Source organism: Mesorhizobium cantuariense, assembly GCF_042647205.1.
GTDB lineage: Bacteria > Pseudomonadota > Alphaproteobacteria > Rhizobiales > Rhizobiaceae > Mesorhizobium > Mesorhizobium cantuariense.
On record NZ_JBHRVD010000001.1, the window covers coordinates 4,711,693 to 4,738,631 of the forward strand.

The following is a 26,939-nucleotide window of genomic DNA, read 5'->3' on the forward strand; positions in this document are numbered from 1 at the left end:
AGTAAGTTCATGACCGCATCGCCATCCGCAAAACCGGCCAAGCCAAAGCTCGCCTTTCGACCCCTGCCAGTGCCGCAGGTCGACGTGCACGGCTTCTGGGGCGACCGCGTCGATGCCGTCGCCGCGCGCACCGCCGACATCCTCTACGAGCGTTGTGTCGAGGCGCGCATGCTGGAGCAGATCGATCCGGACCGGCCCGCGCCCGGTGTCGTCATCCCGTTCCACTCGCCCTCGCCCGATGAAGCAGCTTCCGTCGGCTTCACCGGCTCGACGGTGACCACGCAGATGTTCTGGGATTCCGACTGGGGCAAGACCATTGAAACCGCGGCCTATTCGCTCTACCGGCGCAAGAACCCCGCACTGGAAAAGAGGATCGATGCCGTCATCGACATGTATGAAAAGCTGCAGCAGGAGGACGGCTATCTCTCAAGCTGGTACCAGCGCATCCAGCCCGGCCTGCGCTGGACCAATCTGCGCGACTGCCACGAACTCTATTGCGCCGGCCATCTGATCGAGGGCGCCGTCGCCTATTACCAGGCGACGGGAAAACGCAAGCTGCTCGACGTGATGTGCAGGTATGTCGACCACATCGCCTCGGTGCTCGGGCCGGAGCCCGGCAAGAAGAAGGGCTATTGCGGCCATGAGGAGATCGAGCTGGCGCTGGTCAAGCTTTCGCGCGTCACCGGCGAGCGCAAATACATGGAGCTGGCCAGGTACTTTATCGACCAGCGCGGCCTCGAACCGCATTTCTTCGACGAAGAAGCGCGCGCCCGTGGCGCCGACCCGAAGGCCTATCACTTCAAAACCTACGAATACAACCAGTCGCACAAGCCGGTGCGCGAGCAGGACAAGGTCGTCGGCCACGCCGTCCGCGCCATGTACCTTTATTCGGGGATGGCCGACATCGCGACGGAGTATGGCGACGACAGCCTGCGCGTGGCGCTCGACCGCCTGTGGGACGACCTCACAAGCAAAAGCCTCTACATCACCGGAGGGCTAGGACCATCGGCGCACAATGAAGGGTTTACCAGCGACTACGACCTGCCCAACGAGACCGCTTATGCCGAAACCTGCGCCTCGGTCGGGCTGGTGTTCTGGGCCAGCCGCATGCTCGGCATGGGGCCGAACGCCCGCTATGCCGATTTGATGGAGCGGGCGCTGTACAACGGTTCGATCTCGGGCCTGTCGCTCGACGGCTCGCTGTTCTTCTACGAGAACCCCCTGGAAAGCCGCGGCAAGCACAACAGGTGGAAATGGCACCGCTGCCCGTGCTGCCCGCCCAATATCGGCCGCATGGTCGCCTCGATCGGCAGCTATTTCTACGGCGTCGCCGAAGATGCTTTTGCCGTGCATCTGTATGGCGACTCCACGGCCCGCTTCGATATTGGCGGTGTCGCGGTCAGCCTGACACAGGCAAGCAACTATCCCTGGGACGGCGCGGTGGAAATCGCGGTCGAGCCGCAGGCGCCGGTGGCGTTCACGCTGCACCTGCGCATTCCCGCCTGGAGCGCCGGCGCCGCGCTCGAGGTTAATGGCGAGACGGTCAAGTTGGCGGACGTCACCAGCGATGGCTACGCCGCGATCCGCCGCACATGGAAAAAGGGCGACCAGGTGCGGCTCGATCTCGACATGCCGATCGAGCGGCTCTACGCCAACCCGCAGGTGCGCCAGGATGCCGGCCGCGTCGCGCTGTCGCGCGGTCCGCTGATCTACTGCGTCGAGGCGACCGACAATGACAGCCAGTTGCATCGTGTGTCCCTGCCGAGGACGGCCGGCGTCGAAGCGCAACATCGGCCGGAGCTTCTCGGCGGTGTGGTGACACTGTCGGCGCTCGCGCAAGCCGATGCCGCCGACGGCTGGCAAAACGGGCTCTACAGGCCCGAGCCGCCGGCCACCTCGCAAACGCGCCTGACCGCCATTCCCTATTTCGCCTGGGACAACCGCGAACCCGGCGAAATGCTGGTGTGGCTCAGGGACGGTTGAACGACAGGCGTCCGATCTCCTCGGCCACCAGTTCCTGCAACTGCCACAGATTGCGGTCGCGGATGCCGCAGGCTTCGAGGTGGCGGATGGTCTCGAAGAGGTATTCGGCGCCAGAGCCCCAATGGCCGACGGCCGTGGCCAGCGTCGCCGCGATCGCCTGCTTGTCGAGCTTGCCGGCATAGCGCGGATTGGCCGGATCGACGACGAAGCCGAGCGCGCGGCGTGGGCCGCCTTCGGTCCTCACCTGCAGCCAGCGGGGCACATTGACGGCGGGCAGGATGGTCATCTCGCGGCGCAGCAGTGCCTCGAGGTTGGCCGCCACCGGTTCGGCGATTTCGAACACCATGCCCTGACACTGGCCGCCGCGATCGAGCGCCATCATCAGGCCGGGCCGCTCGACGGTGCCGCGAAAACGCTGCACCGTGAAGCAGAACGACCGGTGCCAGCCCGTCGCCACCGCCCGCTCGCCGCCCCTCACCTCGCCGACCGGCTTCCACAGCAGCGAGCCATAGGCGAACAGTTTCAGCGGCCCGGACGGAGCGCCGGCCAGCACCCCGTCACGGATGCGCGCATAGTCCGCATCGGTCATGTAAACCATGCCCGGCGTCGGCCCGGCATCCTCGACCGTGCGCATGGTGCGCGCCACGAGTTCCTCGGTCAGCGCCATCGGCGCCTTGCGTGGAGTCTTCAACGATGCGGCGGAAATGGCCTTGCTCATCCTCACGCTCCCAGCCTCACCGCCATGTTGCCGAAGGCTGGAGGATTCTCAAGGGGGGCCGTGCAGCCGACGTAAGTCCACAGGCCGATGCCGGACGTGCGCGACGCGACAGGGAACAATGTTGCCGGCAAACTGTTCTAGTCTTTGCCGGAGGATGCCATGAACGATGCGTCGGCAAAGCCCGCGGGTCCCGTCCTTTCATCGGCGGAGCGCGTGAACACGCTGTCGCATTTTCACCGTGCCGAGATCGCGCGGATGGCGGGATGGCGCGATCGGCTCGACAGGACGACCAACTGGGCAATCACCGTGGTGGCGGCGCTGCTTTCTGTGTCGCTGTCGACGGCCAGTGCGCATCACGGCGTGCTGTTGTTCGCCATGCTGCTGATTCTGCTGCTGCTGTGGATCGAAGCGCGCCGCTATCGGTTCTTTGATTTCTATCGGGCGCGCGTGCGCCAGTTCGAGCGCCACTATTTCGCGCAGATCTTCTCCCCGCAACCCGACTTTGCCTCGGATTGGCTGCTCATCGTCGGCGAAGGCCTGCGCGCGCCAAAGTTCCTGCTGTCACAGCGTGTCGCGCTGGCGCGCCGCCTACGGCGAAATTACCTCTATCTCTTCCTGATCCTGCTGCTGGCCTGGGTGCTCAAGATATCGACCCCCAGCCTTCAGGCCGTAGGCGTCAAGACCGGCTTTGTCGGCTCGCTTCGCGAGGCCGTCGACAGCGCCGCCCTCGGCCCCATTCCCGGCCTGGCGATCGTGGCAATTGTTGCGGCATTCTATGTCGGGCTGTTCGCCTTCGCCGTGTTCGCGGCAGGCGACGACGGCGAACTTTCCTTCGGCGACGTGCATGTCTGACAGCAACGTCTGGCGACGGGCGGCTGCAACGCAAATGGCGGCCCGTGCGTTGTGATGGTCAGTCCGCCGCGGCGTTTGAGGGAACCCATGACCTGTCGATCGGCAACGACGTCACGCGCCACCCTGCCCGGTCGTGCTGCTGGCCAGCGAACGAATTCGCCCCACGGAGGCCAGGCTGGAGGTGGCTACCGAGACTAGCGCTTGATTGCCCTTACCGTTTTCGGAGTCTAGATGCCAAAAAACTGCTTGCCGATCATGTAGCCCAGCGCCGCCACCACCAGCGGAAACAGCGCCGGCGCGGCCTTGCCGAACAAGGAGACTTTGGCATCCTTTGGCGGCATGTAACGTGCGTTGCCGAGATTCTTGGTCATGGCGTACCCCGCGCTCGATCGATTCATTAGCAAATACTGATTAACAGCATGGCCGCATTAACGACCCGATAGGAAATCAACTCGGATCAGATGCAAATGCTAATGATCGGAACGTGGGACCGGCAAAGAACGTGCTGCCCTGTTCAGCGGCATTCAACGAGATCCAGCATTGACTGGCAGGCGCGGTTGTTCCCCGCCAAGTGGGAAAAACAGCGCCTGAACAACAAGATGGCTCGGGACCTCGATTCAACGAATGAACGCCAGCCCCTATCCGCCGAGATAGAGCCGATGCAGTTCGTCCGGCGACTTGAGCAGCTTCATGCAGTCGCCGTCATGGACGACGCGGCCGCGCCGCATGACATAGGCGCGGTTGCCGATCGACAGCGCCAATGCGGCGAACTGCTCGACCAGCAGCACCGCAAGCCCATTGTCGGCGAGCTTGCGCACCGCGCTCATCAGCCGCGTGACGATGACCGGCGCCAGGCCCGCCGACATCTCGTCGATCAACAGCACCTTGGGCCGCGTCAGCAGCGCGCGGGCGATGACCAGCATCTGCTGCTCGCCGCCCGACAGCAGGCTCGCCCTCACCGTGCGGCGCTGCACCAGTTCGGGAAACAGTGCATAGGCCTCAGCGATATCGGCGGCCGGACGCAGGCTGACCCTGAGGTTCTCCTCGGTGGTGAGCTGGCGAAACACGGTGCGCCCCTGTTCGACATGGGCCAGCCCTTCGCGCGAGCGCACGCCCGGCCGCGCCTTGTGGATGTCGCGGCCATCGATGGCAATCGAGCCGCCGGCGACCGGGATGATACCCGACAGGCCTTCGAGCAGCGTCGTCTTGCCGGCACCGTTGGCGCCGAGCACGACGCTGATGGCGCCGCTTTCGACCGATATGTCGACCGAAGACACGACAGGCAATTCGCTGCGGTTGATCGAGAGGTTGGAAACGACGAGCTTGCTCATGCCGCCACGCTCTCTTCCTCGATGCCGAGATAGGCTTTCTTCACCGGCCCCTGGTCGAGCACCTTGGCCGGCGGGCCGGACGCGATGACGCGGCCGAAATCGAGCACGGTGACCTCCGAGCAGACAGCCCGCACCAGGTCCATGTCGTGCTCGACCAGCAGCACCGCCGAACCGAACAGTTTCGGGATTTCGGCGATGCGTTGCCCGAGCCGCAGCGTCTCCTCATGTGACTGACCGGCGGCCGGCTCATCGAGCAGCACCACGGCCGGGCGCGCCGCGACCACGCCGGCGACGTCGAGCAGGCGCCTGGTGCCGGCATCGACCGAGACCACCAGCGTCTCCGGATCGGGACAATCCAGCCAGCTGAGGATCGCCCTCGTCTCGCTCTCCGACAGGCCCTTGGCCGCCAGCGCCAGATAGCCGCCGACGGTGAGCTCCGGCGCGATGCGGTTGGTCTGCCAGGTGCGACGCACGCCCTCGCGGGCGCGCAGATGCGCCGGCATGCCTTCGAGCCGCTTGCCGTCCAGCCGGATGCTGCCCTCGTAGCTAGACAGGAAGCCGGCGACAGCATCGATGAAGGTCGATTTGCCGGCGCCGTTGGGACCGATCAGCCCGGCCACGGTGCCGGCGGCAACCGTCAGACTGACGCTGTCGAGCGCCACCACGCTGCCGTAGCGAACGGTGAGTTTTTCGATGCTGAGCGCCGGGCCAGCCGGGCGCACAACCGCCGCCGGCAGATCGCTTGCCGGCGCCGATGCGGCCGCCTTCACGCGCGCCGGCATCAGCCTGCGCAACTGCCGGCGAAAGGTCTCACTCATCGTCTCGCCGGTCGACAGCGCCTGCGTGGCGCCGATGGCGAACAGCACATTGCCGATGTCCTGCGGCAGGTCGAGCCGGCGCAGGATTTCCGGGAACATGACCACCAGCAGGCCGCCGATGATGGCGCCCTCGGCGAAATGCGCGCCGGTCATCACCGCGACGGCATAGAGCGACAGCGACTGCATCATGCTGAAATTCTCGGAGACCAGCGTGCCGAGATAGCCGGCGAGCAACCCGCCCGAAATGCCGGCGGTGAAGGCTGAGATGGCGAAAGCCGATAGCTTGGCGGTGGCGATGCTGACGCCATGAGCCGCCGCTGCGCGTTCCGAGTGCCGCACCGCCAGCCAGGAGGCGCCGAGCCGCGAGCGGCTGAGCACTTCGAGCGCCACCGCGATCGCAACGTAAAGCAGCAAAACGAAGACGAAATAGCCCTCGTCGCTGTCGAACAGTGCCGGCCGCGGCACCTGCAGGAAGTCGGTCTGGCCGGGATAGGTCATGGTCGCCAGGATTGTGTCGAAGGCCGTGGCGAAGGACAGCGTGACGATGGCAAGGTTGATGCCGCGCAGCCTGAGCGCCGGCAGGCCGATGGCAACACCGAGCGGCACCGCCGCAAGCCCGCCGATGAGGATCCAGACCGGCAAGCCGCCCGGCGCCTCGGCGAGGTTGAGATAGCCGACGGTCCAGGCGCCAACGCCGGCAAACGACATCTGGCAGAGCGCGATCATGCCGGTGCGGCCGGCGACGAGGCCGAGGCTCTGCAGCGCGACGCCGGTGATCAGCACCGAGGTGGCCAAGAACACCCAGTAGGACTGCAGCAGCCCGGCGATGACGCCGCCAAGGATGATCGCCGCGATGACGATGATCAGGGATGCCCGAATGCTAGCGCGCTTCATCCCAGCGGGCCTCCCGCTGCGACCAGAGCAGAACGGCCAGCACGACCAGGAACGGAATGGCGCTGCGGTACTGGCTGATGCTGTCGACCGAACTTGCCATGCCCTCGACCAGCCCAAGCACGATGCCGCCGGCCAGCGTGCGCCAGAAACTGCGGAACAGGCCGACAAGGGCGGCGGCCAGTGCCGGCACGACCAGCAGGCTGAGCGTCATGAAATTCGGCGAGCGCTGCGGCGCGATGATCATCAGCGCGAAGGTGGTGAAGGCGCCGGTCATGCCCCAGACCAGCAGCGACAGAAGCTGCACCCTGATGCCAAGCAGTTCGGCCGCCATCGGCCGGTCGGCCAGCGCGCGCAGATTGAGGCCAACCTTGGTGTTGTTGAGGAACAGGTCGGCGAGCACGGTGAACAGCGCCGCCAGCCCGATCGTCATCACCGAGGCGATCGTCACCTCGACGCCGGCCATACGGAAGGCGGAGCCGGGAAACAGCTCCGGCATGTTGTGCGGATGCTGGCCGCCGGTGAGCCGAAGTCCGATAGCGATGATGCCGACCAGCAACGCCACGGTGACCGCCGCTTTGGTCGACGCGCTGGCCTCGCCGAACCATCTGGTCATGATGGTGCCGATGGCGACGCCGACCACCGTGCCGGCCGCGATGCCGGCCAGCACCGACGGCCAGATCGGGAAACCGGCCTCAAAGAGCGCGATCAGCACGAAGGTTCCGGCGGTACCAATCGCGGCACCGGTGAAATTGACCACGGCGACCAGCCGGTAGGTGAAGACGGCGCAGACGCCAAGCAAGGCATAGGTGCCTCCGGCTGTCAGCCCCGCCACGGCGGATGTAAGCAATGCGTTCATCAGATGTCCTGGATTGGAAAAACGGGCGGCGGGTTGGGGTCCGCCGCCCTGTCGAGGTCAGCACCGCCCCTCATGCCCTGACGGGAAGTTCTCCGCGGGGAGAGGCCCGGTCGGCGGATGAGGAGCGGCGCCAACACCCGGGAGGACTCACTTGGCCTGCGGCAGCACGACCCAGTCCGGCGTCTCGACCGTCCAGGCGCCCTTTTCAAGCTTCATCACCTTGGTCGCCTGCATCGGCGAGTGGACCTTGGCGGTGCCGAAGACATAAGCGCTGCCCGACAGTGGATTGGTGATCGGCTGCATGTCGTGCAACGCCTTGGTCACGCTCTCACGCGTCACCTCGCCCTCAATCGAAGCCACCACCTTGAGGAACAGCTGTGCGGCGAGATAGCCGCCTTGCGAGAAGGCGGTCAGTGGCCGGCCGGCCTTCTGCATGTCGGCCGCCCATTGCGCGTTGGCGGCCGAGCTCTTCTCGGTGAAGGGCTCCCATTCGGTGCCGACATAGATCGGCTGCCTGGTGTCGGCGAGCGCCGAGGCGACCTGCTCGGTGTAGCCCGGCGCCAGGAACAGCCAGTTGATGCCCGTGATCTTCTGCGCATCGACCGTCTTGATCAGCTGCACCACTTGCGGCTCGACCTGGTTGGTCAGCACCGCGTCGCAGCCGGCGTCGCGCGCCTTGATGACATAAGGCGTCAGGTCGCCCTGGAACGGCAGCGTCAGGTCGATGAGATGGACCTTCTTGCCGGAAATTTTCTCCCAGTTCTCGATCGCCTTCTTGTAGGCTTCCTGGGTGCCGCCGATGATGATGAAGAAGGCGCACAGTTTTTCGCTCTTCAGCTGGTTGGTGGCGTAATAGGCCATCGCGGTCGACAGCGTGTAGGGCCCGACATTGACCGGCGCCACATTGGGCGAGGAGAAGCAGGCGGCGTCGACGCCGAGGCCCTGCACCGACAGGATCTTCTTGCGGCTGTAGGTAGCGGAGTTGACGGCGCAGTCGAGCAGGCTGCCCGAGCCGACCAGCGCCACCGCTTCCTTGTTGTCGATCAGGTCGCGCGCGGCTTGGGCTGCGACCGCCGGATCGGCCTTGTCGTCGGCGATCGTGTAGTCGATCTTGCAGCCATTGATGCCGCCGGCGGCATTGACGGCATCGAAAGCCGCCTGGGTCGCTTTCGGCACTTCACTGAAATCGGCGGGACCGGTGATGGTCGAGACCGCACCGACCTTGATCGTTCCGTCCTTGCAGGTCGGGCCGGCGGCCGACGCCGTCCCGGACATCGCACCAAGGCTCAATCCGGCAAAAGCTGCCGCGAGCAGGCTGGATTTCCATTGCATGTCTGTCACTCCCCTGTTTTTCTTCATGCGTTTTCTGATCATGCGGCGTGGCGCGAAGGCTGGCTGATTCTGGCGGCATCGATGGCCGCGAACTTCGTCAGCGTGCGCGCGATTGTTTCGCGCGCGATGCCGCGCACGATGAACACCAGCCGCGTGCGCCGGTCGGCCGACGGCCAGGCATCGAGCCGCACCGGCGGGTGGAAGACATGCTGCACGCCGTGCAGCACCAGCGGCCGTTCCGGCTGGTCGGTGACATGTATCAGGCCCTTGAGCCGCAGCAGGTCCTCGCCCTTCAGCGCCGCGACATAATCGAGCCAGCGCGCGAAGGCTGCCCATTCGACCGGCTCGTCGATGACGAAACTGTAGGACTGGATGCCGTGATGGGCGTGGCCATGGTGGTGTGCGTGATCGTGGGCACAGTCCGCGCCGCACTCCGCGGCCGGCATATCCAGCCAGGCAGCCATCCCTTGGGGATCGCCAAGATGCTGGTTGTCCATGATGTCGAAATCGGCCTCGCCATTATGCGCCAGGCTTTGCCTTGCTGTCGGCGCAAGGGCCGCCAGCCGGCGTTGCAATTCGCTCAGGGCGTCCGCTGAAACCAGATCGGTCTTGGTGACCAGCAGCCGGTCGGCAACCGCGACCTGCTTGACTGCTTCCGCATGTCTGTCGAGCGTCGATCCGCCATTGACCGCGTCGACCGTGGTGACGACGCCGTCGACAAAATAGCGGCCGGCAAGCTCAGGCTCGGCCATCAGTGTGTGCAGGATCGGCGCCGGATCGGCCAGTCCCGTCGTCTCGATGACGACATGGGTCAGATCAGTCATCTCGCCGGCGCGGCTGCGCCGGTCGAGTTCCTTCAGCGTCGCCACCAGGTCGCCGCGCACCGTGCAACAGACGCAGCCATTGTCGAGCAAGGTGAATTGCTCCTCGCTCGTCTCGATCAGCAGATGGTCGAGGCCGATGGCGCCGAACTCGTTGATGATGACGGCCGCCCCTGCCAGCGACGGCCGGCGCAACAAGCGGTTGAGCACCGTGGTCTTGCCCGAGCCGAGAAAGCCGGTGAGGATTGTCACCGGAATGGCGCAAAGGGGATCAGCTCCGCTCATAGACAACCCTCCCCTCGAACCAGGTGGTCAGCACCTTGGTGTCGGCGATCTCGTCGGCCGGTATGTCCAGCACGTTGCGGTCGAGCTTGATGAAGTCGGCCGACTTGCCGATCTCGATCGAGCCGACCGTGTCGGCAAGGCCGATGGCGCGGGCCGAGTTGATGGTGAATATCTCGAGCGCGGTCGCGACATCGAGCGCCTGTTCCGGCCAAAGTGCTGCGCCCTTGAATTCGCCGCTCGGGTTGCGGCGCGTCACCAGTCCTTCGATACCGTCCCAGGGATCGGGGTTGGGCATGACGGGCCAGTCGGAACCGCCGGCCAGCAGCGCGCCGGCCTCGAGCAGGTCCTTGTTCGGCCAGAAGCGCAGCGCGCGCGCCTCGCCCATGGTCTGCTTGTGGCCTTCGAGGAAGCTGGTCGGATACCACAGGAACGGCGACAGGTCGGCGGCAACGCCAAGTTCGGCGAAGCGGGCAATGTCATCAGGCGCGATGTAGCTCGCATGCGCGATGTGATGGACCAGCTTGGTCGGTCCGTTGAACGAACGCACGACGTCGATGGCGTCGAGCGCCTGGCTGACGGCGGCGTCACCGGCGCAATGGATCTTCACGCCGAGCCCAAGCTTTTCGCATTTGCCGACCCAGCGGATCAGGTCCGGCACGGTGACGATGGTCGAGCCGCGAAAGCAGCAGCCGAGGATCGGATCGTTCGTATAGGGCTCGTGAAAGGCGGCGGTGCGCGCGCCGGGCACGCCATCGAGGAACACCTTGACGAAATCCGGTCTCGCATGGACGCTGCGATACTGGTCGCGCAACGCGATCAGTTCGTCGCCGGCGATGCCGAACATGAAGGACGGCTCGACCGCCGGCATCGCCGACACCGACCAGGCGGTCAGCTCGCCGCGATCGTCGAGGCCCTTCAATGCGGCCAGGATCGGCTGCATGGCGGCGGCATCGAGGAAGGCGGTGACGCCGTAGGAATTGAGCGTGGCGATCGACTGCGCCATCGCCGCCCGGTCCATCTCCTCGGTGTAATGGCCTGACTTGGCGATGGTGCTCTCGACGATGCCGGCGGCGGATTCGATCATCATGCCGGTTGGCGCGCCGGTGGCCGGGTCGCGGCCGATCGAACCCTTTTCCGGGTCAGGCGTCGCGGCGGAAACGCCGGCCAGACGCAGCGCCCGCGAATTGATCCAGCGGTTGTGATAAGTATCGTCGCGCAGCATCACCGGCCGCCCCTGGCTGGCCTTGTCGAGCGCCGCCAGTGCCTCCAGCGTGTTCAGCTTCGGCAAGAGGTCACTGCCCCACTGGCCGCCGATGATCCACGAATTTTCAGGCGCCTTGGCGGCTGCCTCCACAACGCGCGCAATCAGCGTCTCGAAACTCGCGGTCGGCGGAAAGCGCAGTTCGAACAGCTCCGCCTGGCCGCCCATCATCAGATGCGCATGCACGTCGACAATACCTGGCATCAGCATGGCGCCGCCGAGGTCGACGACACGTGTAGCCGGCCCGCTCAAGCCGGCGACGGCCTCCGCCTCGCCCACCGCCACGATGCGCCCGCCTTTGACCGCCACCGACGAGGCCCATGGCCGCTTGCGATCCAGCGTGCAGATGCGGCCATTGCTGAGAACCAGGTCGGCGCTTCTCTCGGGCATTCGGTCTCTCTCCTCACCTCGCCGCAGGTTGCGCACCGCACCCGGCCGCTCCAGCGGTTTTCGGCATTGCGTGCGGCACCGCCTATTGCGTCGCCGCGAAACCGCCTTTGCCCTTGTTTTTACGTTCCCATGCCGGTTCATCATGTGAACCGATGTTTTGTATGTTATAGCCAGACTGCAAGGCGCGGACGCCGCTGTCAAGTTAATTCACATGCTAACTATCTGCTAGTTAACACGCTAAGTAAATTGGAGAACCCGGGAATGAGCACGGTTGGCAAGGCGATTTCTCTGCTGGAGCATTTCACGCCGAAGGAGCCGGAAATCGGCCTCTCCGACCTTGCCCGCAAGTCGGGCCTCGACAAGGCCACGGCGCGGCGCCTGCTGGTGGCGCTGGCAGAGCACCGATTGATCGAGCAGGAGCCTCAAAGCCGCCGCTACCGGCTCGGCGCCGGCCTGTCGCGGCTTGCCCGTATGCGCGACGCGCATCTGCCCTTCGTGCGGGTCGCCGCCCCTTTGGTGCGCGAGCTGGCGCTGGAAACCGGCGAGACCGTGCATCTGTCGGAGTTCAGCGCCGGCGCGTTGCTGACGGTGCATGTCGAACTTTCGGCCAAAGCCAATCGCGTCAGTGTCGATGTCGGCCAGATCCTGCCGCTGCACGGCACGGCGTCGGGCATAGCCTTCCTCGCCTTCTCGCGCCCGGAGACGGTGGAAGCCTGTTTCGCCAAGCCGTTGACCGCCTTCACCCCGCACACCATGACCAGCCGCGACAAGGTGATGGACGCCGTGCGGCTGGCGGCGGAGCGTGGCTATTCGCGCAGCGCCCAGGGCTATGAGGAAGGCGTGCACTCGGTCGCCGCCCCCATCCTTGGCTCCGACGGGTTCCCCCTCGGCACGCTGGCGGTGGCCTCGCCGGTATCGCGCATCGATGACGCCATCGCCGACAAACAAGGACAGGCCGCGCGCGAGGCCGGCCGCAGGATTTCGGCTGAGCTCAGCGGCGAACAATGGCATGCGTCTGTACCGTTGCGGCAGAGATAATTATCATGTTAAGTTCCTGAACGTTGCATCGGGGCATGTCCCCGCGCCACAATCCCGCGACAAGACGGGAAGGCTGTTTTGGAGGAGGAAACAAATGCACGCTGCCGCCCACCATGTGAGCGTCGCCGATGGCGAGGCCTTTCTGTCGACATCGCGCCTGTTGTTCGGCCCGATCACCCAGCGCTTCTCGCGCGGCACGGTGCCGTCGATCCCGCAGCTGGTGTCGGTCAATCTCGGCGCCTGCCGGCTGTCGGAGATCAAGGCCAATTCGCATCTGGTGGTCAACGACCGGCTGTTCTGGCGCAGCTTCGACCCCGACGCGATCAAGATCCTGATGCAGCTCAGTGGCCGCAGCCGCTTCGAGCAGCAGCAGGTCGCCGTCGACCTCGGCCCGCAATCGGCGATCATCTACGATCCCGTGCGCAGCTACTCCCTGCAGAACCTCAGTGATGTCGACCAGCTCATCCTGCAGGTGCCGCGCTCGACCTTCGGCGACGACACGCTCGCCCGCCTGTCCGCACCGCTGCCCCTGCCCGGCAAGGACGACAGCCTCACCCACATCGTCTCCGGTCTGATGCAGATGGCGATCGGCGAAGCGCACAAGCTCGACGAAGCCGGCAGTCGGCGCGTCGGCGAAAGCCTGATCCAGTTGGTCAACGGCCTGATCCAGGCCAAGCCGATGGCGCCGGAGTTCCGCCGCTCGCCGCTCGAAGCGCTGCGCGAGCGCATCGTCGCCTATATCGACGCCAACCTGGCGCGCGGCAGCCTGTCGGCCGAAGACATCGCCCGCCACATGGGCTGCTCGCGCCGCTACCTGCACCGCGCCTTCGAGGGCGAATGCGCCACGCTGGAACGCTTCGTCTGGGACCGCCAGCTGGAACGCAGCAAGGAAGAGCTGCTGTCGCCGGCGCGAACCTCAACCTCGATCTCCGAAATCGCCTTCGCCTGCGGCTTCAATTCAAGCGCGCACTTCTCCCGCGCGTTCAAGAGCAGGTACGATGTCGCGCCACGGGAATTGCGGGAGAGGGTGCGGGCGGTGGTGCATTAGGGAGCAAACCGGCCTTGGATCCGCTGTTGACCCTGCGCCCCTCAAGCGGAGTACAATCTACGCGCCGGCCGGACAGGCTGCGGCCAGGCGCTTAGAAAAATCCGAGAGCCTATGTCGGACTGGTCACGCCTCGTTCGTCCTTGGGGTACCGAATAGGCAATCATGAAAGGATACAGGATATGCCCGGCACCGTACGTTTGCATCGCGTTCTGACGACCAGCCCGGAGAAGGTCTATCGCGCTTTCATTGAAGCGGACGCACTGGCGAAGTGGCTTCCGCCGAACGGCTTCACCTGCACGGTCCATCACCTCGAGGCAAAGGTCGGCGGCACGTTCAAGATGTCCTTCCGCAACTTCACGACCGGCGACAGCCATTCCTTCGGCGGCGAGTATCTCGAACTCGTTCCGGGCGAGCGCCTGCTCTACACCGACAGGTTCGACGATCCCAATCTGCCCGGCGAGATCCGCGTGACCGTAATCTTGAAAAAGGTGTCGGTCGGCACCGAAATTGACATCACCCAGGCCGGCATTCCGGACGTCATTCCGGTCGAGGCCTGCTATCTCGGCTGGCAGGAGTCGCTCCGAAACCTGGCAAGGCTCGTCGAACCCGAGATCAATCAATAGGCTGGTGCGCGGCGGGCCGGCCCAATGGTTGGGAGTGATCGCCAGCGTCAGCGGCGGTGGCGCATCAGGGCTTGACCGGACGACCGTGCGCGCGGGAGTCCTTTCCAGTCAAAGGGAGGTGTCCATGCGACGTTTGCTGCTCGTGCTTTCCGCTTTGATGCTGGCGCCGTCGGCTGAGGCTAAAACCCTCTACTACGGTTCCAGGGTGGGCATGGAGGTCACGATCGTCAAGACATCGGGCATCGGGTCCTCCCATGCCAGGATCGTGGCCAAGCACACGCGGCAGAATGCGATCACCTTCTGCCGCGACTATGTCGGCAAGGCGACAGAGGAGTGCATTGCCAAGGAATTGCAAACGGCCCTGCATCTGGAAATCACCGCGAACTGCAAGACTGGCAAGTTCACCACCTTCTACGGTGCGAACATGCTGTTCCAGGGCCGCAATCCTGAGCCAGGTGCAGCGACAGACTATCTGATATCAGACACGGACGACGATGTTGTGCTGGATGGTTCGGGTGCTTCCGGATACGATTGTACGCTGGAGCAATTCAAAGCCCTGTGCCCCAATCGCGTGCGATAGGACGGTTCACTAGAAACGATGAACCGAGGAGACGGAGGCCAAAAAGCGTGACCCTGACCAATCGAGACATTGTCGAGTTGACCGCGTGGCGGCGCCAGTTGCACCAGAACCCGGAAATCTCGAATGAAGAGGAGAAGACGGCAAAAGAGGTCGTCGACTTCCTCGCCGATACCAGGCCGGACAAGGTGCTGACCGGATTGGGCGGACACGGCGTCGCGGTCATATACGACAGTGGCAGAGCGGGGCCGACGGTGCTGTTCCGTTCGGAACTCGATGCCTTGCCAATCGAGGAGCTTTCAGGCGTGGCGCATTCATCGCGCGTGCCGGGCAAGTCGCATATGTGCGGCCATGACGGACATACGGCGATCCTGGCATCCCTTGGCCGTCAGTTGGGGCGCGAGCGGCCTGCAAGCGGCCGTGTCGTGCTGATGTTCCAGCCGGCGGAAGAAACCGGCAATGGCGCGGCCGGCGTCGTCGCCGATCCGCGCTTCGGCGAGATCGCGCCGGATTTCGCCTTCTCATTGCACAATCTGCCCGGCGTGCCGTTCGGCGAGGTACGGCTCAAAACCGGCGTGGTCAACTGTGCTTCACGCGGCATGCGCATCGTGCTGGAGGGCAAGACCGCGCATTCATCCATGCCCGAGACCGGCACCTCGCCGATGATGGCAATCAGCCAGCTGATGCCGGCACTGCCAGCACTCGGCTGTGGAACCTTCGCCGACGACGACTTCAGCATGGTGACCGTCACCCATGCCGCGATGGGCGAAGCCGTGTTCGGCATCGCACCGGCTCACGCCGAGGTGTGGGCGACGCTGCGGACCCGGCGCGACGAGCGCATGGCAAACCTGTGTGCCACCGCTGAAGCGCTGGTCACGAAGATCGCCGGCCAGCATGGTCTTTCCGCCCGCTGGGACTATCACGAGATTTTCGTCGCCAGCGTCAACGCGCTGGACGCGGTGGAGCATCTGCAACGCGCACTCCAGGAAGAGGGCGTCATGCACGGCGAAGAAGCCCTGCCGATGCGCGCCTCGGAAGATTTCGGCCTGTTCGGCCACAGCGCCAAGTCGGCGATGTTCTTTCTCGGTGCAGGCGAGCGGCACCCTGCGTTGCACAATCCCGACTATGACTTTCCCGACGACCTGATCCCGATCGGGTCAAAGATCTTCATGCGCACGGCGCGTAATTTGCTGGGCTGACGTCTGCCAGATCAACTGTAACGCCGAAAAACGGCATTCCGCCGAGGGCTGTGACGCGAAGCGGTTGGCTGCGCTTGCCGACTTGCTTCCGCCAAGAGTGGAGAAAAGCGGTTGGCGACCTATGTCGGAGGGGTGGGACACAAGGACGGAAATCCGGCTTCAGATCGAAAGGAATACGCAATGCCGAAGACGCCAAAGAACACGATTCGCCTCTGGTTCGACAAGGACGCCGAGGCTGCGGCTCGCTTCTACGCAGAGACCTTTCCTGACACCAGGGTGGGCGCCGTTCACCGTGCGCCGAGCGATTTTCCGTCCGGCAAGAAGGGCGACGTGCTGACGGTCGAATTCACCGTTGCCGGCGTTCCCTGCATCGGACTGAACGGCGGCTCCGCGTTCAAGCAGAGCGAGGCCTTCTCGTTCCAGATCGCCACCGACGATCAGCAGGAAACCGACCGCTACTGGAATGCCATTGTCGGCAATGGCGGCCAGGAAAGCGCGTGCGGCTGGTGCAAAGACAGATGGGGCGTGTCCTGGCAAATCACGCCGCGCACGCTGACCGAGGCGATGGCGGCCGGCGGCGACGAAGCCAAGCGCGCCTTTGATGCGATGATGGAGATGAAGAAGATCGACGTCGCGGCGATTGACGCGGCCCGGCGCGGCTGACGCTCGACAGGCAAGGGTCGATGGATCGAAAAACTCCGTGGCGCATTTAAGCTCCGGCTAACAATGGCCTCAGGAGAGAACCAATGAAGAAGACGCTGCTCATTTTGAGCCTGCTCATTCCGCTTGCGGCATGCTCCCGCACCGAACAAGGCGCTGCTGTCGGCGGCTTGGGTGGCGCAGCCATAGGCGCCGCAGTGGCCGGCGACCCCGTGCAAGGGGCGGTTGTTGGCGGTGCGGTCGGAGCGATAGCCGGGGCGGTCATCGGGCACGCCAGCGAAGCCGGCCAGTGCAGATATCGCGATCGGTATGGCCGAGTTTACGTTGCACGCTGCCCGGACGGCTACTGATCTCAAGGCACGTGACTTCTTTCGATCACGCGCCTGCTCGGGGTAGGATAAGTGAATGGCATATAGGATCAAAAAACTGCTGGCTTTCTGGCTTGCTGTTGTCAGCGCTGCCGCGATAAATGTCGAACTCACGACCGCGATCTCGGCCGCGCCTGTAGAAGCGAAGACGATTGCCGACCACTTCTCATCGGTAAAGTCCATGTCCGGGGACTTTGTCCAGTCGGGCCCAAAAGCGGAAAAGACCAGCGGCAGGTTCTTTTTCCAACGCCCGGGCAAGATTCGGTTCAACTATGCTGGCCAATCAGGAGTCAGCGTAATTGCAGATGGCAAATCCTTGGTGGTTTATAACAAGAAGCTAAAAACATCGCGGCTTTATGCTCTCTCGAAGACGCCGCTTAAGCTGCTACTCGACAACAAGGTCGACTTCTCAGGCCGTCGCCTCAAAAGCATCAAAGACGATGGCGCTCAAATTGTCATTAAGCTGGCTGACAAGTCGGCCTTCGGCAATTCGTCAATCTCTATGGTGTTTGACAGGAAATCGCTCGATTTACGCAGATGGAGCCTTACCGACGAGAAGGGCCTTACGACAACGGTCACTATATTCAATGTGAAGCAGGGCGTTCGCGCCGCCGCCGGTACCTTCACTATCGATTATGCGGCAAACCGTGAATTCAACACCACAACGAAATAGCGGGCGAATCGCCGCCATTGGTAGGCCGCAGCCATAATCCCAGGGAAGCGGCGGATTGTCTCTCGAAGCCGAGGGCAAACGACATTGCCGGATTGGATCATGCCGAGCCGGAGGTCATCCGGTCAAAGCCTGGCGGGCATCGTCACCATCGCCGCGACAGCGTTGTAGACCCGACCGGATCGCTCCACCTGCCACGGGCGGTGCCCCGCCATCGCCGGAACCAATCCGATCAGCGGCGGTTTACTCAATGAAGGGACCGGAACCCCCAAAGGACGCTGGACAAATGATTGAAATTCATAGCATCGAAACGGCCAACGCCAGACTGCGCATAAGAAGAGCTGAGATCTCTCTTAAGCGCGCGAATGATTTGCTGGATGAGGAAGGTGGCGTCGCCCTTAATCTCGCGTTGTGCGGACGGATAAGGGCAGCGCAAAGGCGCCTCATCGAGGCCAGAGCACGCCTGACGACGATCGATCCCACCAGGACGAATTGATCCCGACATCGAAGATGTGACAGGGATGCTATCTGACCTTGATGACCACCTTGCCCTTGGCACGTCCTGTTTCGACGTAAGCCAGAGCCTCATTGGTCGCTTCGAAGGGGAAGACCCGATCGACAACCGGGCGGATCGCTCCAGATTCGATGAGCGATGCGATCTTGCTCAGCTGCTCACCCTGCGCCCACATGAAAAGGAACGAGAACGTCACGCCACGGCGCTTGGCTTTGGCCCGAATACCGCGGCTCAGCAGGCGCAGCACCAGCCTCAGCACCACGTTCAGTCCCTTTTCCCTGGCGAATTCGGGATCCGGTGGGCCGGAGATGGAGATGAGCTTGCCACCTGGTTTCAGCACATTCAGTGATTTTTCGAGCGTCTTGGCGTCCTGGCTGTTCAAGACCACGTCGTAGCCCGACAGGACCTTCTCGAAGTCATCTTTCCTGTAGTCGACGACGACATCGGCACCGAGCCCCTTGACCAGATCGACACTTGCCGCGCTCGCGGTGATCGCGACCGTCGCGCCGAGATGCTTTGCCAACTGGATGGCAAATGTCCCCACGCCGCCGGAGCCAGCTTGGATGAAGACCTTCTGCCCTTTCGTCAGATTGGCCCTTTCGATGAGCACCTGCCAGGCGGTCAGGCCGACCAGCGGGATCGAGGCCGCCTCTTCCATGCTGAGATTCGCAGGCTTCAAGGCCACGTCGGCTTCATCCATGGCGATGAATTCGGCGAACGTCCCGATGCGGCCGTCGCGCGGCCGCGCATAGACGTCGTCGCCGAGTTTGAATTTGCGGACTTTCGATCCCACGCGGACAACCCTCCCGGCCACGTCGTGACCCAGGATGAAGGGCCGGCGATAGGGCAGGATCAGCTTGAACTCTCCGGTCTTGATCTTGGAATCGAGCAGGTTCACCGCCGCGGCGTGGACCTCGACCAGGACATCGTTGTCCCCGAGCACCGGCTCCGGCATCTCGGCCAATCGCAGAGTGCCCTTCTTGCTATACTTATCGACAACGAATGCCTTCATGGCAGTGACTTTCTGAAAATGTTTGTTGATGTTCCGGGACAAGCCGCACCCGGAGGAAGGCGTCAGGCATCAAGGAAGGCCAGCGCTTTCGGGGCGAAATCGGCGTGGTTCTGGAACACTCCGCCATGTCCGGCATCCGCATAGATCACCAATTGTGCCCTTGGGATTCGCCGGGCGAGATCGTGGGTGTTGCCGCTCGGCACCATCCTGTCCTGATCGCCGTTGGCCACCAAGGTAGGAATGCGGATGGTGCTCAGGTCTTGAGGGGCCTGCAGTCCGTAAGCCTTGATCGCCTTGAGTTGGGCGCCGAACGCGCTCAGCGACACCGGCTTGTCGCGGTCGACCTGGCGCTCCGTCAGCCGCTGCAGGAATGCCTTGGCGGCGCGGCGCCCGTTCGGCGTCCTCGTGAAGAACAGATAGTATTTCGGATCCCGAAGCGTCAGCGCACCCTTGATCATGTCCACGATCGTCAGCGGCGTCACCTTGTCGATGCCTTGGCCACCGGCCGGGCCGGTGCCGGCCAGGATGAGCTTGCGCACAAGCCTGGGCTCGGTCAGCACAATCTCCTGCGCCACGAAACCGCCGAGGGAAAAGCCGAAGAGATCGACTTCCTCGAACCCCAGTGCCCGGATAAAGGCGACCGCATCGCGTGCCATCTCGGCAATGCTTGATGGCGTTTTGCCGCCCGACGCACCTATGCCCCTGTTGTCGAAGGCAATCACCCACCGGGTCGCGGCGAGGCCATCGACGATGCGTGGATCGAAATTGTCCAGTTGGGCACCGAGATGGTTGAGCAGGATCACCGGTACGCCCGTCCTGGGTCCGACTTCCCGGTAAACAAATGCCGTGCCGCCTACATCGACGGAGCGCGTTGGCGTGTCCTGGAACAATGCCGGTGAGTGGGGCGATCGATTGAATCTATGCGTCATGCTCGGCACCTCCGTCTTGTGGGCGCTGGCCAATTGTGTTGTCGTTGCTAGTCGCATGTGCGTGAAATCCTCTGCTCGCTGCTGTTTAAACCGGCAGGCGGAACTGTTTGCGCAGGCTCTTGTCGAATATCCCCGCGGGGGCAAAGCGGCGCAGCAGGCTGACCTGGCGCGCTGCCTTGCCGGCGGTGTAACGCCGTAGCGGACGGGCATCGGTCGCTGCCTTGACGACCACCTGCGCGACCACCTCCGGCCGGTCGGCTACAGGCATCACGTCGCGAAGGAGCGCTTCGAGCGTAGCTCGAGCCTGATCGTATTCCTTCAACGGCGAGTCCGGCTGGATCCCGTTCTGGTCGAAGACAGTGCGCACGAATGCCGGCTCGACGACCGAGACGCGGATATTGAACGCACGAACCTCGTGGTCGAGCGATTCCGAATAGCCCTCGAGCGCGTGCTTGACCGCCGAATAATGCGCTGAATACGGCGCCGGCACCAAACCCAACACCGAGCCGATATTGACGATGCGCCCTTCGCCACGCCGCCGCATCGACGGCAACACCGCATTGGTCATGCGGACGACGCCGAACAGATTGACGTCGAACAGGGCCTGCACCTGCGCGATCGAGAATTCCTCGGCGCCTCCAAGCAGGCCGACACCGGCATTGTTGACCAACAGATCGATCCGGCCGGTCTGCGACAGCACCGTCGAAACGAGTTCGGCAACGGCCTCACCGTCGGTCACGTCGCAAACCAACATGGTCACCCCGTCCGGGTCCGTGCCGGCCTTACGCCGGCTGGTTCCGAAGACGGTGAAGCCTGCCCGTGCCAAGGCCTCGGCGCTGGCGCGGCCGATGCCCGAAGAGGCGCCGGTCACAACGGCGGTTTTTCCGGAATTCGCGTTCATTTCGTGCTCCAAAATCATGAGGGCTAGCTTTTTCGCTTCAGTTGAATTACAGTCATAATATCAGATTATGGTCATAATGCAATAACAGAAAGGAATGGCAGCCATGCGCTACGAAAAGGGCCGGAAGGACGCCTCGCGCGGCCGGATCATGGAGGTCGCCGCCGACCGTTTTCGCGGTGACGGCATCGCCGCGTCCGGACTGGCGACCATCATGAGCGACGCCGGGCTGACGAACGGCGCGTTCTATCCGCACTTTCAATCCAAGGCGGAGCTTGTGCGCGAAAGCGTCGCGGCAGCCATGGAGCTTCAGGCGCAGCAGCTGGCGCAAGCACTGGCTTCGGGGGGGGTGGAGATGGCCATAGAGGCGTATCTGTCGGCCGAGCACCGGGACAATCCGGGAAAGGGCTGCGCGTCAGCCGCGCTGCTGCCGGAGATCGCGCGTCAGCCGCCCGAAACGCGCGACGCCTATACTGACCACTTGCTGGTGCTGGCACACCAGTTGGCGCAAGCGCTCCCGCAGGCCAGGAACCCGGAAGGCGTAGCGCTGGCTGTCTTTGCAACGCTCATCGGCGCGCTTCAAATGGCCCGCGCCGTGCAAGGGACGGAATTGTCCGATCGTATCCTCGCGGCTGGGAAAGATGCAGCGCGGACACTGATCGAGCAGCGCTAGGGCAATTCCAGGAAAAGTGTGAAACGGTTTTCCCGGGAAAAGCGCATAGCGCTTTCCCTTGGGAATTGCGTCAAAACATAGCGGGGCGCCCCTTCAGGCGGTCCGCGCCCTGCTCCCAAAACTCCGCATCAGCCCCTTCGGCAGAAACAGCATCGCCAGGATGATCGTCAGGTCCGAAATCACCGGGTGATAGTCCGGCACCACGATGCGCGCGAGGTCGAGCACCGCGTACTCGGCCCGACGTGGCACGCTGGGCTGGAGCCCTGAAAAAACGCCCTGGTCGGCGGACGGCATCGGCTCTGCCTGCCAGACCGACGGCCGCCCTAAATATCGAGGGCAACCATCATGCCGCGGACTTCAGCCATTTCCAAAAGAAGATCCTGCAGTCTTTCGTCCAGCGCCGCACCGGTCAGCGCCAGAAGCTCGGTGATGCTCTCTCTCATCGATATGACGGCGGCGCCTGTCTTCTCGGCGAGCAGCCGTCCGATGGCTGCTCGGATCAGGTCGTCCTGATCAGACATTGTTCACCTCCCACGCCTACAACCTCCCCTTGCTTCCCAAGCCTCACCGCCGCTTTCGACGACAGAGCGTGATTTCCCTTACGGTATGATTTTTTGATGCGATCTCGGCTGGCTTTGCTCACGCCAGCAGGTCGTCTGAAAGCGACCGATCGTCTTCATCGATCCGCCAGCCGTTTAAAACCGACAGTGATGGCAGCAGCGAAAAATTGCCGGGCTGAACCGCTTCGATCGCTTCAAGTAGTGCCAACGGCAGTTCGTGCCGGTAAAGCCCGATGCACGCACCGCCTTCGACCGTTACCGGCAATTCCGTGAATGTATCGAAAATCGAGAATGTGCCTGTTGGCTCTTCCAGGATTTCGAAACGCTCCATCCCCAAACCTCCCCCTTGCACAAAAGTGCCGACCGACGTCGATACCCCAAAAAGGTTCCCTCCACGCGGCATTTTTTTCGCGTCTCGGTTGTGGCGCGTGCCGACAGGCCCAGTCATGCCGTAGGACCGCACAGTCAAAATCGCTACGCACCATTTTAAATCTTGACGCATGTCAATTTTTTCTAAAACATGCGGAAATGTCGGCATGGCATCGGCCGGCGCTCTGGGAGGAGCAATGCCTGACATCAAAAAGCCGAACCGGGGCTGCGACCCGCACACCGCAGGGCGGGCAGCAACCTGTTGGCGGATCGTCGCGCCAGGCGCGCTTGCGCACCGTCGGGTATTGCAGTCGCCGGACAGCGACATTGATGCAGCATATAAAACAATCAGGAGGAGGAAAAACCATGCGCGTGTTCAATTGCTTGAAACTCGGCACGAGCCTGCTTGGCGCCGGCATGCTTGCAACCATCGTCTCAGCGCCCGCCCACGCCGAGGGCGCGGCGAAGGTCGCTGCCATCGTCAAAGGCCTCGACAATCCGTTCTTCCAGACCATGCAGCAGGGCATCGAGGAGCAGGCCAAGGCGAACGGCGTCAATGTCAGCGTCCAGGCCGCCGCCAATATGGGTGACGCCACCGGCCAGGCCGACCGCCTGACCGCCATGGCCATGCAGGATTTCGATTGCTATCTGGTCAACCCGATCAGCGTCTCCAACCTCGTCCAGGCGTTGGTGCCGGTCGCCCAGAAGAAGAAGCCGATCGTCAACATCGACTCGACCATCGACCCCGAGCAGGCCAAGGCCGCCGGCTTTGCCGTCTCGACCTATATCGGCACCGACAATGTCGCGGCCGGCGCGCTGGCCGGCGAAGAGATGCTGAAGTTGGTGCCGAAGGGTTCCAAGGTCGCGCTGATCGCCGGCATCGTCGGCGATGTCGGCTCCAACGCCCGCATCAAGGGCTTCAAGCAGGCCGTCGAAGGCAAGCTCGAAGTCGTGGTGATGGTCAGCGCCGACTGGGACCGCGAGAAGGCGCTGACCGCCGCCACCGATATCCTCGCCGCGCACCCTGATCTCGCCGGCTTCTTCGCCGCCAACGACATCATGGCGCTCGGCGTCGAACGCGCCGTGCAGACATCGGGCAAGGACGTCAAGGTGATCGGCCTCGACGGCATCGTCGACGCGCTGAAATCGATCGCTGCCGGCGAACTGTCCGCCACCGTCGCGCAATACCCCTATGTCGTCGGCGCCATGGGCGTCGAAGCCTGTGCGGTCGCTGCCAAGGGCAAGGAACTGCCCGCCAACGTGCCGGCGCCCGTGCTGCTGATCAACAAGGACAATGCCGAAGCCTCGCTGAAGAACTTTCCGCGTCCCGGCGGCGACTATCCCGATCCCTTCCGCGAGATGCTGAAGTGAGCACACCCGCAGACAACGCGCCCGCCGCCCATTCGGCGGGTGCGGAGGAGAGCCGTCCCTCCCTGGCGGCTCTCCTCCTCGATCCCTCCTTCTGGGCCGACTGGGCATCCGTCGTCGGCCTGGTCGGCCTCGTCATCGTCTTCGGCATCGCCCAGCCGGTCTTTCTCAGCGTCGCCAACCTGCAGGCGCTGCTGCTGGCGGCGGCGATCCTGGTCGTGCTGTCGATAGGCCAGACCTTCGTCATCGCGACCTCGGGCATCGACCTATCGCTGGCGGCAGCCGTCATGCTCGGCGCCATCATCCTCGGCCTCGTCAACGCCGCCGGCTACGGCATCTTCGTCGCCTGCGTGCTCGCGGTTCTCGCCACCAGCGCCCTTGGCTTCCTCAACGGGCTGATCATCACCGCAGGCAAAATTCCCGACTTCGTGGTGACGCTCGGCACGCTGTCGGGCATCACCGGCCTTGGCCTCATCCTGTCGGGCGGCGAGCCGACCATGGTCGGCTCGACCTTCCTGCTCAGGCTTGCCTCCGGTTCGTTCGGACCGTTCGGCTACCCGGTCTGGGTGGCGATCGCAGCCGTCATCGTCGCGCATATCGCGCTCTATCACACCCGCTTCGGCGTGCATCTGCTGGCCACCGGCGGCCAGACCGAAAGTGCCGGCGCGCTCGGCATCCGCACCGATCGGGTCAAGATCGCCGCCTATACCATTTCCGGTCTCTGCGCCGGCATCGCGGCCATTCTTCTGGTCGCCCGCATCGGCTCGGCCGAACCGCAGATCAACACCAGCCTGCTGCTCAATTCGGTGGCGGCGGTGGTGCTGGGCGGCGTCAGCCTGTTCGGCGGCCGCGCCAGCATTCTCGGCCCCGCCATCGGCGCGCTGATGCTCACAGCACTCGTCAACGGCCTGACCTTGCTCAACGTGTCGGCCTTCTACCAACCGCTTGCCGTGGGCGCCATCGTGGTGCTGGCGGCGCTGATCATGCGGTATCAGAAATGAGCGCTGCCAATCACATTCCCGCCTCTGAGGCAATCATCGCCTGCGAAGGGCTGAGCAAGCATTTCGGCGGCATCCGCGCCTTCACCGACGTCGCCTTCCAGGCCCGTCGCGGCGAGGTCACCGCCGTCATCGGCGACAATGGCGCCGGCAAGTCGACGCTGATCCGCAGCCTGGTTGGCGTGCATCAGCCGGACACCGGCAATTTGTTCTTCGACGGCCGGGCGCGGCCCTTCGCCAACCCCGACGAAGCGCGCAAAGCCGGCATCGAGACCGTGCACCAGAACCTGGCGCTGATCGATGAACTGACCGTCGCCCAGAACCTGTTCCTCAACCGCGAGATCGTGCGCCGCATCGGCCCCTTCGCTTTCCTCGACCGCAAGGCGATGAAACGCGAGGCCCGTTCCATGCTGTCGCGCCTGTCGATCAACGTGCCGTCGATCAACCAGCGTGTGCGGCGCCTGTCGGGCGGCCAGCGGCAGGCGATCTCGATCTGCCGCGCCGTCGGATCCGGCGCCAAGCTGGTGGTGATGGACGAACCGACGGCGGCGCTCGGCGTGCAGGAGACGGCCAATGTCGAAGCGCTGATCCGGCGCCTGCGCGAACAATCGGTCAGCGTCATCCTGGTCAGCCACAATTTCGATCAGGTCCGCCGCCTGTCCGACCAGATCTGGGTGATGCGGGCCGGAAAGATGGCGGCGACGGTGCGCGCTTCCGAAACCACCGGCAACGAACTCGTCGCGCTGGTCACCGGCGCGGCATAGCCCTGGCCAGCAGCAGAGTTAAAATAAAAGGAGTTTCGCAGTGGCACCAATCCGTGTCGGGCTTGTCGGTCTTGGAGAGGTCGCGCAGTCGATCCATCTGCCTGTGCTGAGCGATCAGCGCGACCGCTGGGTGATCGCGGGCGTGTACGATGTCTCGGCGAGCCTGGTGGCGCTGTGCACCTCGCAACATCCGACGGCAAAGGCCTTCGAGACGGCCGAGGCGCTGATTAATTCGCCCGACATCGACGCGGTGTTCGTGCTGTCGTCCGACGACACCCACAGCCGCTTCGTGCGCGCGGGGATGCGGGCCAACAAACACATCCTGCTGGAAAAGCCCGCCTGCCTGACGGTGCGCGAGATCGACGATCTGCTCGCGCTGATGCCGGGCTACGACAAGACCCTGTTCGTCGGCTATATGCGCCGCTACGCGCCGGCCTATCTGGCGGCCAGGGACGAGCTGCCGGCGTACGCCGACATCACCCATGTCCGCATCTTCGACCTGATCTCGGAAGGCCGGCATTTCCTCAAGAAGAGCCAGAACGTCCTTTACCCCCAGGACATCGACCCTGCCCTGCTGGCGCGTGGCGCCAGGGAACGCGACGCATTGATCCGCGAGGTGGTCGGCGCCGATGCATCAGCCGATCTGGTGCGCGCCTATCGCGGGCTGACGGCGCTGTCCTCGCACCACATTTCGGCGATGCGCGGGCTCATCGGCGAGCCGACGCGCGTGCTCGCCGCCCACCGCACCAATGGCGGCGCCAACACATCAGTCACTTTCGACTACGGCCATTTCGCTTGTCTGTATGACGCGGTGGTCGACGATCTCGGCCTGTTCGACGCCATGATCGAAGTGCGCTCCAACACCAGACGCGTGCGCATCCTCTACGACACGCCCTACATCCGCAGCCTGCCGACCCGGCTGGAGGTGACCGATGCCGGCCCGCTCGGCCCGGTGACGAAGACTTTCGGGCCGCTCTATGGCGACGCTTTCTCGAATGAACTCGAGATTTTCCACCGCCACATCACCGAAGGTACGAAGCCACTGACCGACCTCGCCGATTCACGCCGCGACCTGGCGCTGATGGCCGAGATCATCGATCGGATGAAGGAGAGCGGCCAGCGTTGAGGCG

The 26,939-nt window shown here is 63.8% G+C and carries 30 protein-coding genes; 16 read left to right on the forward strand and 14 right to left on the reverse strand.

Annotated elements, in window-relative coordinates; genetic code table 11:
- Window positions 1–9: 9 nt before the first annotated feature.
- Window positions 10–1,983 (forward strand): glycoside hydrolase family 127 protein, encoded by a 1,974-nt coding sequence (locus ACFOJ9_RS22945; RefSeq protein WP_378981578.1) that lies wholly within the window; start codon window positions 10–12, stop codon window positions 1,981–1,983.
- Here ACFOJ9_RS22945 and ACFOJ9_RS22950 read toward each other — a convergent pair.
- Complete coding sequence (locus tag ACFOJ9_RS22950) at window positions 1,970–2,701, reverse strand: gamma-glutamylcyclotransferase (RefSeq protein ID WP_378981580.1); 732 nt, start codon at window positions 2,699–2,701, stop codon at window positions 1,970–1,972. The two genes, ACFOJ9_RS22945 and ACFOJ9_RS22950, sit on opposite strands and share 14 nt — an antisense overlap.
- A gap of 159 nt (window positions 2,702–2,860) precedes the next feature.
- Here ACFOJ9_RS22950 and ACFOJ9_RS22955 point away from each other — a divergent pair, with 159 nt between their 5' ends.
- Window positions 2,861–3,553: a DUF2270 domain-containing protein gene (locus ACFOJ9_RS22955; protein ID WP_378981582.1), complete on the forward strand. Its 693-nt coding sequence runs from the start codon at window positions 2,861–2,863 to the stop codon at window positions 3,551–3,553.
- 227 nt (window positions 3,554–3,780) lie between these two features.
- On the opposite strand, the gene ACFOJ9_RS22960 is transcribed toward ACFOJ9_RS22955, so the two are convergent.
- From ACFOJ9_RS22960 to ACFOJ9_RS22990, 7 genes are all read right to left on the reverse strand, one after another.
- A complete protein-coding gene (locus ACFOJ9_RS22960; RefSeq protein WP_378981584.1) occupies window positions 3,781–3,924 on the reverse strand; it encodes a hypothetical protein in 144 nt (47 codons plus the stop codon).
- Window positions 3,925–4,191: 267 nt separating this feature from the next.
- A complete protein-coding gene (locus tag ACFOJ9_RS22965; RefSeq protein ID WP_378981586.1) occupies window positions 4,192–4,884 on the reverse strand; it encodes an ABC transporter ATP-binding protein in 693 nt (230 codons plus the stop codon).
- Window positions 4,881–6,596, reverse strand: a complete 1,716-nt coding sequence (locus ACFOJ9_RS22970; RefSeq protein ID WP_378981588.1) for a branched-chain amino acid ABC transporter ATP-binding protein/permease — start codon at window positions 6,594–6,596, stop codon at window positions 4,881–4,883. The genes ACFOJ9_RS22965 and ACFOJ9_RS22970 overlap by 4 nt, the downstream gene beginning before the upstream one ends.
- Window positions 6,583–7,452, reverse strand: a complete 870-nt coding sequence (locus ACFOJ9_RS22975) for a branched-chain amino acid ABC transporter permease (RefSeq protein ID WP_378981590.1) — start codon at window positions 7,450–7,452, stop codon at window positions 6,583–6,585. The genes ACFOJ9_RS22970 and ACFOJ9_RS22975 overlap by 14 nt, the downstream gene beginning before the upstream one ends.
- 147 nt (window positions 7,453–7,599) lie before the next feature.
- Window positions 7,600–8,784 (reverse strand): ABC transporter substrate-binding protein, encoded by a 1,185-nt coding sequence (locus tag ACFOJ9_RS22980; RefSeq protein ID WP_378981592.1) that lies wholly within the window; start codon window positions 8,782–8,784, stop codon window positions 7,600–7,602.
- Between the two features lie 38 nt (window positions 8,785–8,822).
- Window positions 8,823–9,890 (reverse strand): CobW family GTP-binding protein, encoded by a 1,068-nt coding sequence (locus tag ACFOJ9_RS22985; RefSeq protein WP_378981594.1) that lies wholly within the window; start codon window positions 9,888–9,890, stop codon window positions 8,823–8,825.
- Complete coding sequence (locus ACFOJ9_RS22990) at window positions 9,877–11,541, reverse strand: amidohydrolase (RefSeq protein ID WP_378981596.1); 1,665 nt, start codon at window positions 11,539–11,541, stop codon at window positions 9,877–9,879. Before ACFOJ9_RS22990 ends, ACFOJ9_RS22985 begins: the two co-directional genes overlap by 14 nt.
- Window positions 11,542–11,802: 261 nt before the next feature.
- On the opposite strand from ACFOJ9_RS22990, the gene ACFOJ9_RS22995 reads away from it, so the two are divergent.
- The 9 genes from ACFOJ9_RS22995 to ACFOJ9_RS23035 all read left to right on the forward strand — a co-directional run bounded on the left by ACFOJ9_RS22995 (window position 11,803) and on the right by ACFOJ9_RS23035 (window position 18,220).
- On the forward strand, window positions 11,803–12,579 hold the full coding sequence (locus ACFOJ9_RS22995) for an IclR family transcriptional regulator (protein ID WP_378981598.1): 777 nt from the start codon (window positions 11,803–11,805) through the stop codon (window positions 12,577–12,579).
- Window positions 12,580–12,673: 94 nt separating this feature from the next.
- On the forward strand, window positions 12,674–13,627 hold the full coding sequence (locus tag ACFOJ9_RS23000) for a helix-turn-helix domain-containing protein (RefSeq protein WP_378981600.1): 954 nt from the start codon (window positions 12,674–12,676) through the stop codon (window positions 13,625–13,627).
- A 179-nt stretch (window positions 13,628–13,806) separates the two neighbouring features.
- On the forward strand, window positions 13,807–14,250 hold the full coding sequence (locus ACFOJ9_RS23005) for an SRPBCC family protein (protein WP_378981602.1): 444 nt from the start codon (window positions 13,807–13,809) through the stop codon (window positions 14,248–14,250).
- 124 nt (window positions 14,251–14,374) lie between these two features.
- Window positions 14,375–14,830 (forward strand): hypothetical protein, encoded by a 456-nt coding sequence (locus tag ACFOJ9_RS23010; protein ID WP_378981604.1) that lies wholly within the window; start codon window positions 14,375–14,377, stop codon window positions 14,828–14,830.
- 47 nt (window positions 14,831–14,877) lie between these two features.
- Window positions 14,878–16,026: an amidohydrolase gene (locus tag ACFOJ9_RS23015; RefSeq protein WP_378981606.1), complete on the forward strand. Its 1,149-nt coding sequence runs from the start codon at window positions 14,878–14,880 to the stop codon at window positions 16,024–16,026.
- Window positions 16,027–16,206: 180 nt separating this feature from the next.
- A complete protein-coding gene (locus ACFOJ9_RS23020) occupies window positions 16,207–16,689 on the forward strand; it encodes a VOC family protein (protein ID WP_378981608.1) in 483 nt (160 codons plus the stop codon).
- An 83-nt stretch (window positions 16,690–16,772) separates the two neighbouring features.
- On the forward strand, window positions 16,773–17,036 hold the full coding sequence (locus ACFOJ9_RS23025) for a YMGG-like glycine zipper-containing protein (RefSeq protein ID WP_378981610.1): 264 nt from the start codon (window positions 16,773–16,775) through the stop codon (window positions 17,034–17,036).
- Window positions 17,037–17,091: 55 nt separating this feature from the next.
- Entirely contained in the window at window positions 17,092–17,727 is a 636-nt protein-coding gene (locus ACFOJ9_RS23030; RefSeq protein WP_378981612.1) for an outer-membrane lipoprotein carrier protein LolA, read from the forward strand.
- A gap of 283 nt (window positions 17,728–18,010) precedes the next feature.
- Complete coding sequence (locus ACFOJ9_RS23035; RefSeq protein ID WP_378981614.1) at window positions 18,011–18,220, forward strand: hypothetical protein; 210 nt, start codon at window positions 18,011–18,013, stop codon at window positions 18,218–18,220.
- 28 nt (window positions 18,221–18,248) lie between these two features.
- Here the strand turns inward: ACFOJ9_RS23035 and ACFOJ9_RS23040 are convergent, their stop codons facing one another.
- From ACFOJ9_RS23040 to ACFOJ9_RS23050, 3 genes are all read right to left on the reverse strand, one after another.
- Complete coding sequence (locus ACFOJ9_RS23040; protein ID WP_378981615.1) at window positions 18,249–19,250, reverse strand: NADP-dependent oxidoreductase; 1,002 nt, start codon at window positions 19,248–19,250, stop codon at window positions 18,249–18,251.
- A gap of 62 nt (window positions 19,251–19,312) precedes the next feature.
- Window positions 19,313–20,179: an alpha/beta fold hydrolase gene (locus ACFOJ9_RS23045; RefSeq protein ID WP_378981617.1), complete on the reverse strand. Its 867-nt coding sequence runs from the start codon at window positions 20,177–20,179 to the stop codon at window positions 19,313–19,315.
- A gap of 85 nt (window positions 20,180–20,264) precedes the next feature.
- Window positions 20,265–21,080 (reverse strand): oxidoreductase, encoded by an 816-nt coding sequence (locus tag ACFOJ9_RS23050; protein WP_378981619.1) that lies wholly within the window; start codon window positions 21,078–21,080, stop codon window positions 20,265–20,267.
- A 103-nt stretch (window positions 21,081–21,183) separates the two neighbouring features.
- On the opposite strand from ACFOJ9_RS23050, the gene ACFOJ9_RS23055 reads away from it, so the two are divergent.
- On the forward strand, window positions 21,184–21,750 hold the full coding sequence (locus ACFOJ9_RS23055) for a TetR/AcrR family transcriptional regulator (RefSeq protein ID WP_378981621.1): 567 nt from the start codon (window positions 21,184–21,186) through the stop codon (window positions 21,748–21,750).
- A gap of 93 nt (window positions 21,751–21,843) precedes the next feature.
- On the opposite strand, the gene ACFOJ9_RS23060 is transcribed toward ACFOJ9_RS23055, so the two are convergent.
- The 3 genes from ACFOJ9_RS23060 to ACFOJ9_RS23070 all read right to left on the reverse strand — a co-directional run bounded on the left by ACFOJ9_RS23060 (window position 21,844) and on the right by ACFOJ9_RS23070 (window position 23,007).
- On the reverse strand, window positions 21,844–22,044 hold the full coding sequence (locus ACFOJ9_RS23060) for a hypothetical protein (RefSeq protein WP_378981623.1): 201 nt from the start codon (window positions 22,042–22,044) through the stop codon (window positions 21,844–21,846).
- A 29-nt stretch (window positions 22,045–22,073) separates the two neighbouring features.
- Entirely contained in the window at window positions 22,074–22,271 is a 198-nt protein-coding gene (locus tag ACFOJ9_RS23065) for a hypothetical protein (protein ID WP_136616314.1), read from the reverse strand.
- 118 nt (window positions 22,272–22,389) lie between these two features.
- Window positions 22,390–23,007 (reverse strand): hypothetical protein, encoded by a 618-nt coding sequence (locus tag ACFOJ9_RS23070; RefSeq protein ID WP_378981625.1) that lies wholly within the window; start codon window positions 23,005–23,007, stop codon window positions 22,390–22,392.
- Between the two features lie 38 nt (window positions 23,008–23,045).
- Here ACFOJ9_RS23070 and ACFOJ9_RS23075 point away from each other — a divergent pair, with 38 nt between their 5' ends.
- The 4 genes from ACFOJ9_RS23075 to ACFOJ9_RS23090 are packed head-to-tail and all read left to right on the forward strand — an operon-like array spanning window position 23,046 to window position 26,935.
- The gene (locus ACFOJ9_RS23075; RefSeq protein ID WP_378981627.1) at window positions 23,046–24,050 is read left to right on the forward strand and encodes a sugar ABC transporter substrate-binding protein; all 1,005 of its coding nucleotides are present in this window, start codon (window positions 23,046–23,048) and stop codon (window positions 24,048–24,050) included.
- The gene (locus ACFOJ9_RS23080) at window positions 24,047–25,048 is read left to right on the forward strand and encodes an ABC transporter permease (RefSeq protein ID WP_378981629.1); all 1,002 of its coding nucleotides are present in this window, start codon (window positions 24,047–24,049) and stop codon (window positions 25,046–25,048) included. The genes ACFOJ9_RS23075 and ACFOJ9_RS23080 overlap by 4 nt, the downstream gene beginning before the upstream one ends.
- Entirely contained in the window at window positions 25,045–25,809 is a 765-nt protein-coding gene (locus tag ACFOJ9_RS23085; RefSeq protein WP_378981631.1) for an ATP-binding cassette domain-containing protein, read from the forward strand. Before ACFOJ9_RS23080 ends, ACFOJ9_RS23085 begins: the two co-directional genes overlap by 4 nt.
- 40 nt (window positions 25,810–25,849) lie before the next feature.
- Window positions 25,850–26,935: a Gfo/Idh/MocA family protein gene (locus ACFOJ9_RS23090; protein WP_378981633.1), complete on the forward strand. Its 1,086-nt coding sequence runs from the start codon at window positions 25,850–25,852 to the stop codon at window positions 26,933–26,935.
- Window positions 26,936–26,939 lie beyond the last annotated feature (4 nt).